Raw genomic sequence first — 16,650 nt, 5'->3', positions numbered from 1 at the left:
TCTCGTACGACTCGGAAGGCGCCTTCAAGGTGACGGACGATACCGGCCTGGCCAGCGGCGCGACCTCGACGCTGCAGGCGGTGGCGGACCTGGACATCTCCGACTTCGACGGTGCCCAGAAAGCCATCAAGATCGCCGATGCCGCGCTGGCCACGGTGAACACGCAGCGCGCTGCCTTCGGTGCCCTGCAGTCGCGGTTCTCGTCGGCGATCTCGAACCTGACGGCAACGACGGAAAACCTGTCGGCCTCGAAGAGCCGCATCGTCGACACCGACTTCGCTGCCGAGACCGCCAGCCTGACGCGCGGCCAGATCCTGCAGCAGGCCGGTACCGCGATGCTGGCCCAGGCCAACTCGCTGCCGAACGGCGTGATGAGCCTGCTGCGTTAAACGACATCGGGGTAGTTTTCTGAAAACCCGGCCGGGGCAACCTGGCCGGGTTTTTTTACGTGCGTGGTAAGAACTGGTGCCTGACGTCATTCCGCCCGCAACGTGTCCTCATGCCCTGGAATGGGGTCGGACACCGGTTTTCGGAGCCGCTGGTCCCAAGACGGGGCGGTGGAGTGGAACAAGTCTCTGACAATATTCGCGAGGACGCTCACACACCGCTGTCCCCCCTCCCCGGGCACTGCCGATGGCCGAAACCGATAGCTGGCGGGAATGATGCCAGACACCAGCCCCGCCGCCCCGCCTCCGCTGGCCACCCCACTATTGTCGAGCTGACACCGGAAACCCGCGCCAGGTCTCGCGCACCGAAAATATTTACGTAGAAAAATATTTTTATTCGCCCTCAAGTTTATTGCAGAGCAGCCGACTTAGCGCTCGACAATAAAAACACTTGAGTCCCAAGAACATAAATTTCCCACCGAAAACCACCTAAAGCTTCCCGTACGGCAACCGTTACCCAAAACAACAGCGGCTTGATCGTCTCGGAACACGGAGGCGGGCCAACGTCAAAGAGCAAATCGCCGAAATCAGCAGTACCTTTGGAGTAATACCATGGCTTCCGTAATCAATACCAACGTCGCATCCCTGAACTCGCAGCGTAACCTGACGTCGTCCCAGTCCGCACTGACAACGTCGCTGCAACGCCTCTCTTCCGGTCTCCGCATCAACAGCGCCAAGGACGACGCGGCAGGCCTGGCGATCTCCGACCGGATGAACGCGCAGATCAAGGGCATGACGCAGGCAACCCGCAATGCCAACGACGGCGTGTCGATGGCGCAAACCGCCGAAGGCGCGCTGGCCTCGTCCGGCGACATCCTGCAGCGTATCCGTGAACTGGCGGTCCAGTCCTCGAACAGCACCAACTCGGCTTCGGACCGTCAGGCCCTGCAGACCGAGGTGACCCAGCTGTCGTCGGAACTGAACCGCGTCGCACAAACCACCACCTTCAACGGCCAGGCACTGCTGGACGGCACGATGGGTACGGCGAACTTCCAGGTGGGCGCGGATGCCAACCAGCTGATCTCCGCAACGGGCTCGAACTTCCTGACCAACACCTACGGCAACAACAGCGTGAAGCAGGACGCTGCAGTCGTGAAAGATGCCGCCGGTGGCAGCAACGTGACCGTCGACGGCGAACTGAAGATCGCCGGCGTGCGTGGTTCGGGCGACACCATCAAGGCCACCGCGACCGACACGGCCAAGACGCTGGCTGCCAAGGTCAATGCCCAGACCGCCAAGACGGGCGTGACGGCATCGGCCAAGACCGAAGTGTTCCTGGAAATGGGCAAGGAAGACTATTCCCTGAAACTGACCAGCGATAACTCGACGGCCGTGGAAGTGAACTTCTCCGTGTCCGGCGACGGCAGCAGCGCCTCGGACTTCTCCGCCGCGATCAACTCGATCAACGCGCAGTCGGCCAAGACCGGCGTGACCGCCGAATACGATGCCGAGAACAAGGGCCTGAAGCTGACCCAGTCCGCCGGCAACGACATCAAGATCGAACAGAACCGTGACGGTGGCAACACCGCGGCCCTGAAGGCGTCCACGTACGACACGGACGGCATCAAGACGGCAGCGCAGGACCTGGCAGGTGCAGGTGCTTCGTCGACCGTCAACGGCCAGATCTCCTACGACTCGGAAGGTGCATTCAAAGTGACCGACGATACCGGCCTGGCCAGTGGCGCCACCTCGACGCTGCAGGCAGTGTCCGACCTGGACATCTCGGACTTCGAAGGCGCGCAGAAAGCGATCAAGATCGCCGATGCAGCCCTGGCAACCGTGAACACGCAGCGCGCAGCTTTCGGTGCACTGCAGTCGCGTTTCTCGTCGGCGATCTCGAACCTGTCCGCCACGACGGAAAACCTGTCGGCATCGCGCAGCCGTATCGTCGATACCGACTTCGCAGCGGAAACCGCGAGCATGACCCGCGGCCAGATCCTGCAGCAGGCCGGTACCGCCATGCTGGCCCAGGCGAACTCCCTGCCGAACGGCGTGCTGAGCCTGCTGCGTTAATCCGCGGTAGTACTTAGCCTGCTTTGAAGCGGTTCCCCGCCCGGATTTTCCTGGCGGGGAATTTTCATTAGGAGCACATCATGACTATCGATACGCTGGGGTCGCTGTCCACCGCGCGCGCGGACCGCACCTATCCCTCCAGCGAACCGGCGGCGCAAGCTGTCGGGCGCGCGCCCGCCACGGCGGCCGTGACGGCGCAGGCCGTCTCCGGCACCGCCGGTACCGCATCGATGGACGAGCTGAAGGACGCAGTTGGCAAACTGAACGACTCGGTGCGGAACCAGAGCCTGGAATTTTCCATCGACGAAGACAGCAAGCGCACCATCGTCAAGGTGATCGACCTGGGCACGAAGGAAGTGGTTCGACAGATCCCCACCGAGCAGGCACTGCAGATCTCCAAATCGCTGGAGAAGATGGCCGGCCTGCTGATCGACCAGGAAGCCTGAGGTCGACACTCATCGGCGCTCATTGCCACGCGGTGCCATATCGGCCAGGCCGCCCTCCGGGGCGGCTTTTTTTATGGTGAATCCCCGTTATGTGGTGCAAGGCACGTTCGCCGCGGCCGTGTCCCCTTACGATCGAGCATTCAGGAAGGATGAACACCGCAGGCATTGCACGAGCGCCGGGGCATCGCCGAAACTGACAGATGTTTCCGTCTCTCAAGTCTGGTTTGATTCTGCCGATAATCACTTACATTATCGCTTCCTCAGGAGAAAAGCCGTGGCATCCATTTCAACGACTGGCAGCGTACTCGACGTCAACAGCATCGTTTCCCAGCTCATGGCGGTGGAACAGGCGCCGCTGACCAAATACGCCCAGAAAACCGCGGCCTACCAGTCCACGCTGAGCGCCTACGGCTCCCTGAGCGGCGCGATCGGCGTGTTCCAGTCCTCGCTCGGCGGCCTGACGAAAGCGTCGGACTTCAACGCCCTGAGCGCCACCCCCAGCGATTCCACGGTGCTGGGCGCCTCCGCCACGTCGAAGGCCGTGGCGGGCAACTACAAGGTCAATGTCACGCAGATGGCGCAGAGCCAGACGCTGACCACGCCCGGCATCAACAGCAGCAAGTCGGCCGTCGGCCTGGGCGGCAAGACCACCATTTCCTTCCAGTTCGGCAGCGTGAGCGGCGGCTTCGGCCTGGCCGGCACCACGCTGGGCAACGCGGTCTCCTCGGACGGCATCAGCAACGGCTCGCTGACCATCAACGGCACCGCCATCGCCACCGACAGCACCACCACCAGCGCGCGCGCCCTGGCCGAAGCGATCAATGCGAAAAGCACCACCACCAACGTCACGGCCACGGCCACGCCGGCCAAGACCGCCACCGCGCTGTTCGCCGGTTTCGGCGAGGTGACGACCGATGCGGACAGCAGCTATTCCCTGAAAGTGGGCGGCGTGGAGATCGCTTCCCTGGGCGCCAGCGAAACGGGCCTCTCGGCCGATGCGATCGATGCGGCCCTCACCGAGCCCAGCACGGCGCTGACGGCGCTGGCCAATGCCGGCATCACCGTCTCCGGCAAGGCGGCCGACGGCACGCTGGTGTTCACCCGCACCGATGGCGCCAACCTCGAAGTCGAGGAAACGGTGACCGGCACCGTCAGCGGCGGCATCGGCAACAAGGCCGTCAACGTCGGCTCGAACACCACCGCCATCAGCAGCCTGTCGCTCAGTTCCACGGATGCCAGCCCGATCACGGTCGGCGGCAGCAACCCGGCCGCGGCGGGCCTCACCGCCGGCACCGGCGGCAGCTATCTCGGCGGCACGTTCACGCAGGATGCCAGCATTGCCTCGGGCATCGTCACGATCGATGCCACCAACAACTCGCTGGAGGGCATCCGCGATGCCGTCAACAAGGCCGGCCTGGGCGTCACCGCCACTATCGTCTCGGACGGCAGCGCCAACCCGTACCACCTGGTGTTCTCGTCGAACGCCACCGGTGCCAACGCATCGATGAAGATCTCGCTGTCCGGCGCCGACAGCGACGAGCCCGATGCCGCGCTGGCCAACCTGCTGGGCTATGACCCGAGCGTGGCGGGCGGGCAGAAGATGACGCAGACGTCGGCCGCCCAGGATACCAAGCTGAGCGTGAACGGCATCGCCGTGACCAGCCACTCGAACAACGTGGGCGAGGCGATCCAGGGCGTGACGCTGAACGTGTCGAAGGTGGGCGCCAGCACGCTGTCGATCAGCAAGAACACCTCGGCCGTGAAGACCAACGTCGAGGCGTTCGTCAAGGCCTATAACGACCTGAACACCACGCTGAAGAAACTCACCGGCTACGATGCCGACACCAAGGTGGCCGGCGCGCTGCAGGGCGATGCCACCGCGCAGTCGGTGCAGTCGCAGGTGCGGCGCATGCTGACGTCCAACGTGTCGGGCATCGCCGGCGCCTTCACGAACCTGGGCCAGGTGGGCATCAGCTTCGCCAAGGACGGCACGCTGAGCCTGGACTCCACCAAGTTCCAGAAGGCCATCGACAGCAACTTCGCCGACATCGGCGCCCTGTTCGGCGCGATCGGCAACACCACCGACAACCAGGTGACGTTCGGCAGTTCCACGTCCGCCACCAAGCCGGGCACCTACGACCTGTCGATCACGCAGATGGCCACGCAGGGCGCGCTGACCAGCGCGGCCAAGGTCGCCGACACGACCACCATCGCGGCCGGCACCACCTGGGCCGTGACGCTGAACGACACCACGCCCAGCAGCAGCAAGAACACGGCCACCGTCACGCTGCCGGCCGGCACCTACACCCCGGCCGAGCTGGCCAAGGTGGTGCAGTCGTCGATCAACGGCACGTCGGCCTTCTCCAGCGCCGGCAAGTCGGTGGTGGCGACGATCGACGACGATGGCAAGCTGGTGCTGTCCTCGGCGAAGTATGGTTCCCTGTCGAACGTGTCGCTCAGTTCGAGCGCCGGCACGGCGCCCGACAGCATGTTCGGCAGCTCGACGGCGGTGGCCGGCCTGGACGTGGCCGGCACGCTGGGCGGCTACGCCGTGGTCGGTTCCGGCCAGACGCTGACGGGCAAGGCCGGCACGCCGGTGGAAGGCCTGAAGATCGATGTCACGGGCGGCAAGGCCGGCGACCGCGGCACCGTCAGCTTCTCGCAGGGCTATGCCTACCAGCTGAACAACCTGGCCACGACGATGCTGGGCAAGACGGGCCAGATCACCAGCCGCACGGATGGCATCAACAAGTCGATCAAGGACATCCAGAAGCAGAGCGATGCGTTTTCGGACAAGCTGACGGCCATCGAGGCGCGCTACCGCAAGCAGTACAGCGCACTGGACGTGTCGCTGGCGCAGATGCAGACCACGTCCAGCTACCTGACGCAGCAGCTGGCGGCACTGGCCGCCAACAGCTGAGCGAACGCGTAACAGCACAGACACTAGAGCAGCAAGGAGATCATTATGTTCGGAAGTCCACAACGCGGCGTCAACGCCTATGCCAAGGTCGGCCTGGAAACAGGCATCGCCGCGGCCTCGCCGCACAAGCTGATCATGATGCTGTACGACGGCGCGATCGTCGCGCTGATCAATGCCACCAATCAGATGAAGGCCGGCAATGTCGAAGCGAAGGGCAAGGCCATCTCGCATGCCATCCAGATCATCGACAACGGCCTGCGTGCCAGCCTCGACAAGGATGTGGGCGGCGAGATCGCCAAGAACCTCGACGCCCTGTACGAGTACATGAGCGCGCGCCTGCTGACCGCCAACCTGCAGAACCAGGTCGACATCCTGGACGAGGTGCGCAACCTGCTCACCGACCTGCGCGACACGTGGAAGCAGATCGGCGACAACGCGAACGCCCCGGCCGCGAGCGGCGGCGCGCCGCTGGCCAACCAGAAGCAATCCCCCCTCCTGGCGAGTGTATAAGAGATGACGATGACGAAAGACGATGTGCTGGGCGTGTACGCCGCGATGAGCGACCTGACCCGCGCGATGGTGACGGCTGCCAACGAGTCGGACTGGGAAGGGCTGGAATCGCTGGAGCAGCGCGTCTCGGCGCACGTGGCGGTGCTGAAGGCGAATGAAGCGATGGTGCGGCTGGAAGGCGAGGAGCGCCAGCGCAAGGCCACGCTGATCAAGCAGATGCTGGACGACGACCGCAAGGTGCGCGACCTGATCGCACCCTGGATGGCCCAGCTGGCGCGGCTGATCAACAGCACCGGCACCGAGCGGCGCCTCGTCAACGCCTACGGCGGCGTCTGATCCGGCCGCGGTCAGCGATCGTGAGTCACTGAGGAGTTCTGGACGTGCAGACGCGGCTCGATCTTCCCGGGCTGCGGCCCCTCCTTCCCGGCGCCGGCCAGGCGGTTGCCGACCCGCGCCAGGCCGCCTTCCAGCGCACGCTGGCGCCGCTCGTCGGCCAGTCCGTCAAAGGGGAGGTGCTCGCCAAGCTGTCCGACGGCAGCTACCTGGTGCGCGTGGCCGATACCAATGCCCGCATGATGCTGCCCGGCGGCACCCAGGTGGGCGTCGACGTGCCGCTCAATGTCGTTGCGGCACAGCCGCGCCCGCTGCTGCAGGTGGGCACCGGCCAGGCCCAGCCCGCCACCGTCTACACCCCGCCCGGCGAAGCCGATGCGCCGGCCGCCGCACTGCCGCAGGGCGCACCCGCCGCCGGCGCGCAGGCCCGTCCCATGAGCGCGGCAGCGGTGCTGCTGAACAGCGCGCCCCTGGTTGCTGCCGACCAGCTCCCCACCCTCGACCGTTCCGCCGCCCAGGCCACGCTGAGCCCGGCCGCGCGGGCCATTGCCAGCGCGCTCACGCAGGCCTACACGGCGCCCGGCGCGCCCGTCACCATCCATGGCAAGGGCCCGCTCGTGGCAGCCGGTGCGCCCGATCCGGCGAAGCTGGAGTCTGCGCTGAAGAACGTGCTGGGTGAATCGGGGCTGTTCTACGAATCCCATGTGGCCGACTGGGCCGAGGGCAAGCGCAGCCTGCAGGATCTGGCGCGCGAGCCGCAGATGCAGCGCATGACGGCGCCGAACCAGGGCGCGTCCACCGAATCGCTGGCCAAGGCGATGGCGGGCCCGGACCTGTCGGCGGCGCAGATGATCAACCTGCAGCTGCACACGCAGGAACAGGGCAAGGTGCAGTGGCATGGCGAAGCGTGGCCGGGCCAGCGCATGGAATGGGAAGTGGCGCGCGAGGACAGCGAGGGCCGCTCGCGGGGCGGTGGCCGGGACACGCCGGACGAGCAGCCGGTGTGGCGCAGCGGCGTGCGCTTCCGCTTCCCGCTGCTGGGCCAGGTGAATGCCAGCGTCACCCTGGTGGGCGACCAGGTACAGATCCAGATGCAGGCCGGCTCCGACGACACGGCCGCCACGCTGAAGGCCTGGTCCGGCGCGCTGCAGGGCGCACTGGAGGCGGCCGGCATGCCGCTGTCCTCGCTGTCGATCGGCCTGCAGCCGGACGCCGCCGCGAAAGGTGCCGATGCGTCCTGACGATCCGCCGCGCCGGCCGCTGCAGAGCGCCGTCGCCCTCGCCTACCGCGACGGCGAAGGCGCGCCGAAGGTCGTGGCCAAGGGCCGCGGCCTGGTGGCCGAGCAGATCATCGCCGTGGCCGCCGAGGCGGGCGTGTACGTGCACGAATCGAAGGAACTGGTGTCGCTGCTGATGGACATCGACCTGGACCGGCAGATCCCGCCCGCCCTGTACCGCGTGATTGCCGAACTGCTTGCCTGGCTTTATCATATTGAATCGGCCAAGAAGACCGGCCTGCCCCCGCCGCCCGCACCACCCCTGGCGGTGCCAACGCCGGCAGCGCCCGAAGCGGCAGCCGACTCCTCCCCCACCACCTCACAAGAAGACCCCTGATGCAGCCCTTTATCCAGAATGCCGACACGGAAAACTGGCACGATTTCGAGGTGGGATCGCGTCGTGAAATCATCGCGCTGCTGCGCGGTATCGCCGAGAAAAAACAGGGCGTGCTGGTCGCCCCGCAGGAGGGCGAGGAGATCGCCGTCACCACGCTGCTCGAGGTGGATGGCGATGCCGGCACCCTGCTGCTGGACCAGCCCGCCGATGCGGCCCAGGTGCAGCGCCTGCTGGGCAGCAGCACGCTGTCGTTCGAGACCTCGCTGGACAAGGTGCGCATCTTCTTCGGCGGCGGCCGCCTGCAGCCGGTCCTGCACAACGGCCTGCCGGCCCTGAAGATGGCCGTGCCGGACAGCCTGATCCGCCTGCAGCGCCGCGAGTACTACCGCATGGCCACGCCGCTGACGAATCCGGTGCGCATCACCATCCCGATGCCGGCCGAGCTGGGCGGCGGCCAGGGCGTGTTCCCGTTGGCCGACATCAGCGTGGGCGGCATCGCCATCCTCGACAACCAGTTTTTATTGGGCGACACGATCGGCAAGAACTACGTGGAGTGCCGCATCGAGTTGCCCGACCTGGGCAATGTCACCACCAGCCTGCAGATCCGCAACACGCACGACATCACGCTGCTGAACAACAAGACCAACCGCCGGCTCGGCTGCCAGTTCATCGACATGGGGCGCGGTGCCGCGGCGGCCGTGCAGCGCTACATCACCAAGCTGGAGCGGGAGCGCAATGCCCGCATCAACGGGCTGGCGAGGTAGGCTTCGCCGCCTGGATCGGGGACATGCGCCTTGCCGCTGCCGTTGCCCGCGGGCGCTGCGCTTGCTGCCGCTACCCTTGTTACACCTGCATGTTCATGATGTCGCTGTAAGCCTGCACGAGCTTGTTCCGCACCTGCACGGTGGCCTGGAAGTTGATGCTGGCCTTCTGCATCGAGATCATCACGTCCGACAGGTTCACCGAATCGTCGCCCATCTGGAAACGCTGCGACAGGGCCTGCGCCTTGTTCTGGCTTTCCGCCACGGAGTCCAGCGCGCCCTTGAGCGCATCCGAAAAATCGACCTTGCTGGCCGGCTGTTCCGTCTGGACGGCCGGCACGGTGGCCTGCGGCCGCGTCGCCGCCGCTTTCAGCTGCGCGATCATGGACTGGATCTGGCTGCTGTCGATACCGCCTGTACGCATAAGGGACCTCTTCGAAGCTGCATTCTTGTTGCTGTAGCGGAACAGAAATCGCCCCCAGGGACGTTGCCGCGCTACAATACGGGGCGGGAAACACGCGCTGCGTTCCCCACTGCTCACCCTTGCAGGATAGCAGCGCCCGCGCCAGCGGCAGCTTCGAGCAGGCCCGGAAAGGGGCGTCTGTTCACCGGATCGAAAAAGTGGTCGTGCTTCGATAATGGCGTTCAATCAGGCGCGTTCCGTGCCATCTACCATTCGTTCCGGAAAATCCATCCATGGCTGCAGCCGCCGACACACTCGATCTCGACGCCCCTGCCGACACCGCAGGCCGCGTGCCGTTCTACAAGACGCCGATGGGCAAGAACATCCTGCGCGGCGCGGCCGTGGCGGGGATTCTCGCCGTCATCCTGATCGTCTGGCTGTGGCAGCGCCAGCCCGACTACAAGGTGCTGTTCGCCAATTTCTCGGACCGCGACGGTGGCGCCATCACGGCCGCGCTGGACCAGATGCAGGTGCCCTACAAGTTCTCCGAAGGCGGCAACGCCATCATGATTCCCGAATCGCAGGTGCATGCCGTGCGGCTGCGCCTGGCCTCGCAGGGCCTCCCCAAGGGCGGCAACGTGGGCTTCGAGTTGATGGAGAACCAGAAGCTGGGCATCTCGCAGTTCCTCGAGCAGGTGAACTACCAGCGCGCGCTGGAAGGCGAGCTGGCGAAATCGATCGAATCGCTGGGCAGCGTGCAGAGCGCCCGCGTGCACCTGGCGATGCCGAAGCCTTCCGTGTTCGTGCGGGAGCAGCAGAAGCCCACCGCCTCCGTGGTCCTCACGCTGCACCCGAACCGGGCCATCGACCCGGGCCAGGTGAGCGCCATCGTGCACCTGGTCGCCTCCAGCGTGCCGGAACTGATGCCGGCCAACGTCACCGTCGTCGACCAGCAGGGCAACCTGCTGTCGGACCAGAACCGCGACAGCAAAACGGCGCTGAAGGGCCTCGATGCCACGCAGCTGAAATACGTGCAGGAGCTGCAGAACCAGATCATCAAGCAGGTCGAGAACATCGTCAAACCGATCGTCGGCGAAGGCAATGTGCGCGCCGAAGCGGTGGCGGACGTGGACTTTTCCGCCATCGAGCAGGCGGCCGAATCGTTCAAGCCGAACTCGGCGCCGGCCCCGTCGGCGATCCGCAGCCAGCAGAGCAGCGAGAGCACCGGCAATGCCAATGCCAACCCGAACGGCGTGCCCGGCGCGCTGTCGAACCAGCCGCCCGGCACCGCCACGGCCCCGCTGACCACCACGCCGCCCGGCGAAGCAGCGCCATCCGGCACGGCGGCCGGCACCGCGCCGGCCACGGCGCCGCCAGGCCACAAGGAATCGACCACCAATTACGAAGTCGACAAGACCGTGCGCTACGAGCAGAAGGCGATTGCTGGCCTGAAGCGCATGACGGTCGGCGTCGTCGTCAACTACCGCCGCACCGTCGATGCCGCCGGCAAGGTCACGGTCAAGCCGCTGACGGCCGACGAGCTTGCCAAGATCAACAGCCTGGTGCGCGAGGCGATGGGCTACAACCAGGACCGCGGCGACTCCGTCAGCGTGGCCAATGCCCCGTTCGACGGCATCGACAAGCCGGCCGACCCGATCCTCGACTGGTGGCGCGACCCGGCCAACCTGCCGCTCGCCGCCGAGATCGCCAAGTTCCTGATCGTGGCACTGATCCTGCTGTACATCATCCTGCGCGTGGTGCGGCCGATGATGCGGCCCGTGTTCAAGAAGATCGACGAGATCAACGCGCCGGAGCCCGAGCCGGAAGAGGAAATCGTCGAGGAGCCGGCCGGCCCGACGCAGGAAGAGATCCTGGCGCAGCAGATGGCCGAGATGGAAGAAAACGTGGCGCGCACGTACCGCGACAACCTGATGCTGGCGAAAAAGCTGGCCAACGACGACCCGCGCATCGTCGCCAACGTCATCAAGGCATGGATAGGCAACAATGACTGAGAATACCGGACTGCAGAAAGCGGCGATCATGATGCTCGCCCTGGGCGAGGCCGAAGCGGCCGAGGTGATGAAGTTCCTCGGCCCGCGCGAGGTGCTGAAACTGGGCGCCTCGATGGCCACGATGAAGAACATCCCGCACGAGCAGGTGGTGTCCGTGCTGGACGACTTCCGCGACGAGATCGCGGCCGCCTCCACGGTCGGCCTCGATTCGGACGAATACATCCGCCAGGTGCTGACCAAGGCGCTGGGCGACGACAAGGCCTCCGTGCTGCTGTCGCGCATCCTCGGCGGCAAGGACGCTTCCGGCATCGAGAGCCTGAAGTGGATGGACTCGCAGTCCGTTGCCGAGCTGATCCGCAACGAGCACCCGCAGATCATCGCCACCATCCTCGTCCACCTGGAGCGCGACCAGGCCTGCGAAATTCTGGGAAACTTCACCGACCGCCTGCGCAACGACGTGGTGCTGCGCATCGCCACGCTGGACGGCGTGCAGCCGGCCGCGCTGCGCGAGCTGAACGACGTGCTGACCAAGCTGCTCTCCGGTAACGAGAACATCAAGAAATCGACGCTGGGCGGCGTGCGCGCGGCGGCCGAGATCCTGAACTTCATGAGCGGCGAGCAGGAAAACTCGGTGATGGAGAACATCAAGAACTACGACAACGACATGGCGCAGAAGATCATGGACGAGATGTTCGTGTTCGACAACCTGATCGAGATCGACGACCGCGGCATCCAGCTGCTGCTGCGCGAAGTGCAGTCGGAAATGCTGATCATCGCGCTGAAGGGCGCCTCGCAGGAGCTGCGCGAGAAGATCTTCAAGAACATGTCGGCGCGCGCCAGCGAGATGATGCGCGAGGACCTGGAATCGAAGGGACCGGTGCGCCTGTCGGAAGTGGAAACGCAGCAGAAAGGCATCCTGCAGATCGTGCGCCGCCTGGCCGACGAAGGCCAGATCGTGTTGGGTGGCAAGGGAGAAGACTCGTTCGTCTAAAACCCCTAGAATGCGGCCGTACCGTTTGTCAGAAAGAGGTAGAGCTTGGCTAATTTTCCGAAAGACGCGCAACCCGCCTTCCAGCGCTGGGAGCTGAAATCGTTCGGCGACCTGCGGCCCAGCACGCTGGCCGCCCGCGAGAAGGAAGAGGCCGAGGCGCGCGAGCGGGCCGCCGCCGAACAGGCTGCGCAGGCGGCCGCGGCGGCAGCCCGGCAGGCCGAATACGAACGCGAGCTGAACGTGCCGCCGCCGCCCCTCTACCCCACCGAAGAGGAGCTGGAAGCGATCCGTACCGAAGCGCGCCAGCAGGGCTACCAGGAAGGCTACGAGCAGGGCCACCGCGCCGGCGAGGACGAGGCATTCCGCGAGGCGCAGGAAGCCACGGCCGCCGCGCTGGCACCGCTGGCCGCACTGACAGAGGGTTTTTCGGAAGCGCTGCGCGGCGCCGACAACCTGATCGCCAACGACGTGCTGGACCTGGCGCTGCACCTGTCGCGCAACATGCTCAAGCAGGCACTGCCCGTGATTCCCGAACTGATCCTGCCGATCGTGCAGGATGCCATCGCCTACCTGCCGACCATCCAGAAGCCGGCCATCCTGATGCTGAACCCGGCCGATGCCGTGATCGTGCGCGACGCGATGGGCGAGGAACTCGACAAGTCCGGCTGGATCGTCAGCGACGACCACACGCTGGAACGGGGCGGCTGCCGCATCGACACCCCCAGCAACCAGATCGACGCGCAGATCCAGGCACGCTGGGCGCGCCTCACGCAGGCCGTCGGCAAGAATCTCGACTGGCTCGATGTGGATGACGGCCGGCGCGAGCGCCAGGAGCGAAGCTGACCATGGATGCCGCTGTCGAAGGTCCCGCACTGCATGCCGGCCGCTGGCGTTCCTACCTGAACGACTGCAACACGCTGCTCGATTTCGTCGAGCCGATGCAGGTGTCGGGCCGCGTCACGCGCGTGGCCGGCCTGGTGATGGAGGCCGTCGGCCTGCGCCTGGCGGTGGGTTCCGCCTGCACCGTGCCCCTGCCGGCCGGTGGCAAGGTGGAGGCCGAAGTGGTGGGCTTCGAGGGCGACCGGCTGTTCCTCATGCCGCAGAGCGACGTGGAGGGCATCATTCCCGGCACCCGCGTGTTTCCCATCGAACCGTCGATCCCGAAGCCGGGCTCCGTCACGCACCGCCGCCGCCGCACCAGCGACCGCGCGCGCCAGCTGCCGGCCGGGCCGGAACTGCTGGGCCGCGTGGTCGATGCGGCCGGCCGCCCGCTCGATGGCCTGGGGCCCATCAATTGCACCGAATCGGCGCCGATCAATGTGCGCCCCGCCAATCCACTCGGCCGCGCCCCCATCATCGAAACGCTCAACGTGGGCGTGCGCTGCATTAATGCGATGCTGACGGTGGGCCGGGGACAGCGGATGGGCCTGTTCGCCGGTTCCGGCGTGGGCAAGTCCGTGCTGCTGGGCATGATGGCACGCTACACGGAGGCCGATGTCATCGTCGTCGGCCTGATCGGCGAACGGGGCCGCGAGGTGAAGGAATTCATCGAGCACATCCTGGGCGAGGAAGGCCTGGCCCGCTCGGTCGTGGTGGCCGCGCCCGCCGACACGCCGCCGCTGATGCGCATGCAGGGCGCCGCCTACTCCACCGCCATTGCCGAGCACTTCCGCGACAAGGGCAAGCACGTGCTGCTGATCATGGACTCGCTGACCCGCTACGCGATGGCGCAGCGCGAGATTGCCCTGGCGATCGGCGAACCGCCCGCCACCAAGGGCTATCCGCCGTCCGTGTTCGCCAAGCTGCCGGTGCTGGTGGAACGGGCCGGCAACGGCGAGGAAGGCGGCGGTTCGATCACGGCCTTCTACACCGTGCTGACCGAGGGCGACGACCAGCAGGATCCGATCGCCGACTCGGCGCGCGCGATTCTCGATGGCCACATCGTGCTGAACCGGCGCCTGGCCGAGGCGGGCCACTACCCCGCCATCGACATCGAGCAGTCGATCAGCCGGGCGATGCACTCGATCACCTCGTCGGACCACCAGACCAAGGCGCGCCAGCTCAAGCAGCTGTTCTCCGTCTACGAACGGTCGCGCGACCTGATCGCCGTGGGCGCCTACACGCCCGGCACCGATCCGAAGATCGACCAGGCCATCGAGCTGCACGACCGCATCGAGCACTTCCTGCAGCAGAAGATCACGGAACGGGTCGACATGCTGGAGAGCTTGGGCCAATTGGCCACGCTGTTCGACTGATTGAAACATGCAGGCTCTGCCTATAATTCACCATCATGGCCTCGACATCCCAACTTGAAACGCTGATCGACCTGGCAAGCCGCGAGACGGACGACGCGGCCAAGCGGCTCGGCGCGGCCCTGAAGGCCGTCAACGACGCGGAAGAAAAGCTCAACATGCTGATCGGCTACCGCGACGAATACGGCCGCAAGTTCCAGGCCTCGCAGCAGGCCGGCATCACGCCGATGGCCTACCGCAATTTCCAGGCCTTCATGGAAAAGCTCGACAGTGCCATCCACGGCCAGGAAGAGGTGGTGCGCCACACGCAGAAGCGCGGCGAGCACGAGAAGGCCACCTGGCAGGCGGCGGAACGCAAGCGGGTGTCGTATTCCACGCTGCGCGAACGCGAAGCCGCGCGGCTGCAGAAGGTCGAGGCGAAGCGCGACCAGAAGGCAATGGACGAGCACGCTTCGCGCCAGGCTTTCTTCAAGCGCTGAACGGCGCCCTACACTTCATCCACCAGGCGCTCCCATGCAGACCCAGGCAATCCAGCTCCAGCAGCAGAACAAGACGCAGACGGCCAAGACGCAGGCAGCCACCGGCACGTCATCGTCCGGCCCCGACTTCAAGAACATGCTGTCGCGCGAGATCGAGCGCGCACCCGCCTCCACCGCGCCGGAACAGCCGGCAGCAGGAACGTCGCAGAATACGTCGCAGAACGTGCCGGCCAAGGTGAAAACGCCGCAGGCCGCAAAACCTTCCGCACAGCCGAGCCAGGCCGCGCAGGCGAACAAGGCGCAGCAGGCCAGGGATGCCAGGCAGGCCGCCGAAAGCAATGCGGCGGCGCAGGATGCCGGCCCGGCAGGCGAAGCCCCCGCCCCGGCCGCAATGGCCCAGGCCGCCCAGACTGCGGCCGCGGACGGCAAGGCCGACAGCGCGGCCACGGATGCGGCGGCGGATGACGCCACCGACGAAGCCATCGCGGCAGCAGCGGCCGACCCGATGGCCAATATGCTGGCCATGCTGGCGGCCTACAACCAGCTGACACCGGCAACCAGGGTGCCGGCCGAAGCCGCACCGGACGATGGCGCGCTGGCCGACACCGTGGCCGACGGCAAGGGCAGCGCAGCCGGCGATGCCGCCACCCTGGCGGCGTTGCAGGCCGGTGCGGACAAGCTGGCCGGAACAACGGCGCGCACCGAGGCAGCCCCGAAGGATGTCCCGGCCGAGTCGCGCGGTGCGGCAACGGCCGGCGACACCACGGCCCTGCAGCAGCTGCAGGCCAAAGCCGCCGCCGCCGAAGGCGCACCCGCCGCCACGCCCGATGCGAAAGTGCTGAGCACCGAACAGAAGGCCGAAGCATTCGCCGCGAAATTGGCCGAGGCCGCCAGCGCCAATGTCCAGCCTGCCCTGCCGCAGGCCGCGCAGGCCCTGGCCGCCACCACGCAGGCCGCCCAGGCCGTGGCCACCAGCCAGCTGCAGGCGCGCGTGGGCAGCAATGCCTGGGAACAGCAGCTGGGCCAGAAGGTCGTGTGGATGGTGGCCGGCGGCGACCAGAGCGCCTCGCTGACCCTGAATCCGCCGGACCTGGGACCGCTGCAGATCGTGCTGAACGTGTCGAACGATTCGGCCACCGCCACCTTCACGGCGCACCAGCCGGAAACCCGCCAGGCGATCGAGAACGCGCTGCCGAAGCTGCGTGAAATGATGAGCGAGGCCGGCATCCAGCTGGGCGACGCCAGCGTTTCCGCCGGGTCGCAGGAGCAGCAGCGGGCGTTTGCCGAGCAGGCGAAGAACGGCGGCAGCGGTAGCGGCCGCGCCGGCGGTCCGCGCTACGGCGAAGCGGGCGACAGTGCGCCGCAGGACACGCTGCAGCCGGTGGTGCGCCGCACGGTGCTGGGCGCCGTCGACACGTTTGCCTGAGCGGTCCTGCGCCCTTAACGGATGAGCTGGCGGAGGTTCCGCCC

At 66.4% G+C, this 16,650-nt stretch carries 16 protein-coding genes; 15 read left to right on the top strand and 1 reads right to left on the bottom strand.

The window, feature by feature from the left end:
- From IP91_RS16940 to IP91_RS16900, 9 genes are all read left to right on the top strand, one after another.
- A partial coding sequence (locus tag IP91_RS16940; RefSeq protein WP_259772464.1) for a flagellin occupies positions 1–389 on the top strand: 389 nt, incomplete at its 5' end.
- 609 nt (positions 390–998) lie between these two features.
- On the top strand, positions 999–2,459 hold the full coding sequence (locus IP91_RS16935) for a flagellin N-terminal helical domain-containing protein (protein WP_145650237.1): 1,461 nt from the start codon (positions 999–1,001) through the stop codon (positions 2,457–2,459).
- Positions 2,460–2,539: 80 nt separating this feature from the next.
- Positions 2,540–2,905 (top strand): flagellar protein FlaG, encoded by a 366-nt coding sequence (locus IP91_RS16930; protein ID WP_145650236.1) that lies wholly within the window; start codon positions 2,540–2,542, stop codon positions 2,903–2,905.
- A gap of 274 nt (positions 2,906–3,179) precedes the next feature.
- On the top strand, positions 3,180–5,825 hold the full coding sequence (gene fliD, locus IP91_RS16925) for a flagellar filament capping protein FliD (RefSeq protein WP_229474559.1): 2,646 nt from the start codon (positions 3,180–3,182) through the stop codon (positions 5,823–5,825).
- Between the two features lie 45 nt (positions 5,826–5,870).
- On the top strand, positions 5,871–6,335 hold the full coding sequence (gene fliS, locus IP91_RS16920; protein WP_145650234.1) for a flagellar export chaperone FliS: 465 nt from the start codon (positions 5,871–5,873) through the stop codon (positions 6,333–6,335).
- Positions 6,336–6,344: 9 nt separating this feature from the next.
- A complete protein-coding gene (locus IP91_RS16915; protein ID WP_229474557.1) occupies positions 6,345–6,671 on the top strand; it encodes a flagellar protein FliT in 327 nt (108 codons plus the stop codon).
- Positions 6,672–6,715: 44 nt separating this feature from the next.
- Positions 6,716–7,909 carry a flagellar hook-length control protein FliK gene (fliK, locus tag IP91_RS16910; protein ID WP_145650233.1) on the top strand — a complete coding sequence of 398 codons (1,194 nt, stop codon included), beginning with the start codon at positions 6,716–6,718 and terminating at the stop codon, positions 7,907–7,909.
- Entirely contained in the window at positions 7,899–8,282 is a 384-nt protein-coding gene (locus IP91_RS16905; RefSeq protein WP_145650232.1) for an EscU/YscU/HrcU family type III secretion system export apparatus switch protein, read from the top strand. Before fliK ends, IP91_RS16905 begins: the two co-directional genes overlap by 11 nt.
- A complete protein-coding gene (locus tag IP91_RS16900) occupies positions 8,282–9,046 on the top strand; it encodes a flagellar brake protein (RefSeq protein WP_145650231.1) in 765 nt (254 codons plus the stop codon). Before IP91_RS16905 ends, IP91_RS16900 begins: the two co-directional genes overlap by 1 nt.
- 79 nt (positions 9,047–9,125) lie before the next feature.
- On the opposite strand, the gene fliE is transcribed toward IP91_RS16900, so the two are convergent.
- A complete protein-coding gene (fliE, locus tag IP91_RS16895) occupies positions 9,126–9,467 on the bottom strand; it encodes a flagellar hook-basal body complex protein FliE (RefSeq protein ID WP_145650230.1) in 342 nt (113 codons plus the stop codon).
- A gap of 272 nt (positions 9,468–9,739) precedes the next feature.
- Here fliE and fliF point away from each other — a divergent pair, with 272 nt between their 5' ends.
- The 6 genes from fliF to IP91_RS16865 are packed head-to-tail and all read left to right on the top strand — an operon-like array spanning position 9,740 to position 16,606.
- Positions 9,740–11,458, top strand: a complete 1,719-nt coding sequence (fliF, locus tag IP91_RS16890) for a flagellar basal-body MS-ring/collar protein FliF (RefSeq protein WP_229474546.1) — start codon at positions 9,740–9,742, stop codon at positions 11,456–11,458.
- Positions 11,451–12,449, top strand: coding sequence for a flagellar motor switch protein FliG (gene fliG, locus IP91_RS16885; protein WP_145650229.1), 999 nt, complete (start codon positions 11,451–11,453; stop codon positions 12,447–12,449). The genes fliF and fliG overlap by 8 nt, the downstream gene beginning before the upstream one ends.
- A gap of 45 nt (positions 12,450–12,494) precedes the next feature.
- On the top strand, positions 12,495–13,292 hold the full coding sequence (locus IP91_RS16880; protein ID WP_229474543.1) for a flagellar assembly protein FliH: 798 nt from the start codon (positions 12,495–12,497) through the stop codon (positions 13,290–13,292).
- Positions 13,293–13,294: 2 nt separating this feature from the next.
- Positions 13,295–14,704: a flagellar protein export ATPase FliI gene (gene fliI, locus IP91_RS16875; RefSeq protein ID WP_145650228.1), complete on the top strand. Its 1,410-nt coding sequence runs from the start codon at positions 13,295–13,297 to the stop codon at positions 14,702–14,704.
- Between the two features lie 35 nt (positions 14,705–14,739).
- Entirely contained in the window at positions 14,740–15,180 is a 441-nt protein-coding gene (gene fliJ, locus IP91_RS16870) for a flagellar export protein FliJ (RefSeq protein WP_145650227.1), read from the top strand.
- 34 nt (positions 15,181–15,214) lie between these two features.
- On the top strand, positions 15,215–16,606 hold the full coding sequence (locus IP91_RS16865; RefSeq protein ID WP_145650226.1) for a flagellar hook-length control protein FliK: 1,392 nt from the start codon (positions 15,215–15,217) through the stop codon (positions 16,604–16,606).
- Positions 16,607–16,650 lie beyond the last annotated feature (44 nt).

The sequence above is a fragment of the Pseudoduganella lurida genome, assembly GCF_007830455.1.
GTDB classification, from domain to species: Bacteria; Pseudomonadota; Gammaproteobacteria; order Burkholderiales; family Burkholderiaceae_D; genus Rugamonas; species Rugamonas lurida.
This window is presented reverse-complemented; position numbering and strand designations above follow the sequence as displayed.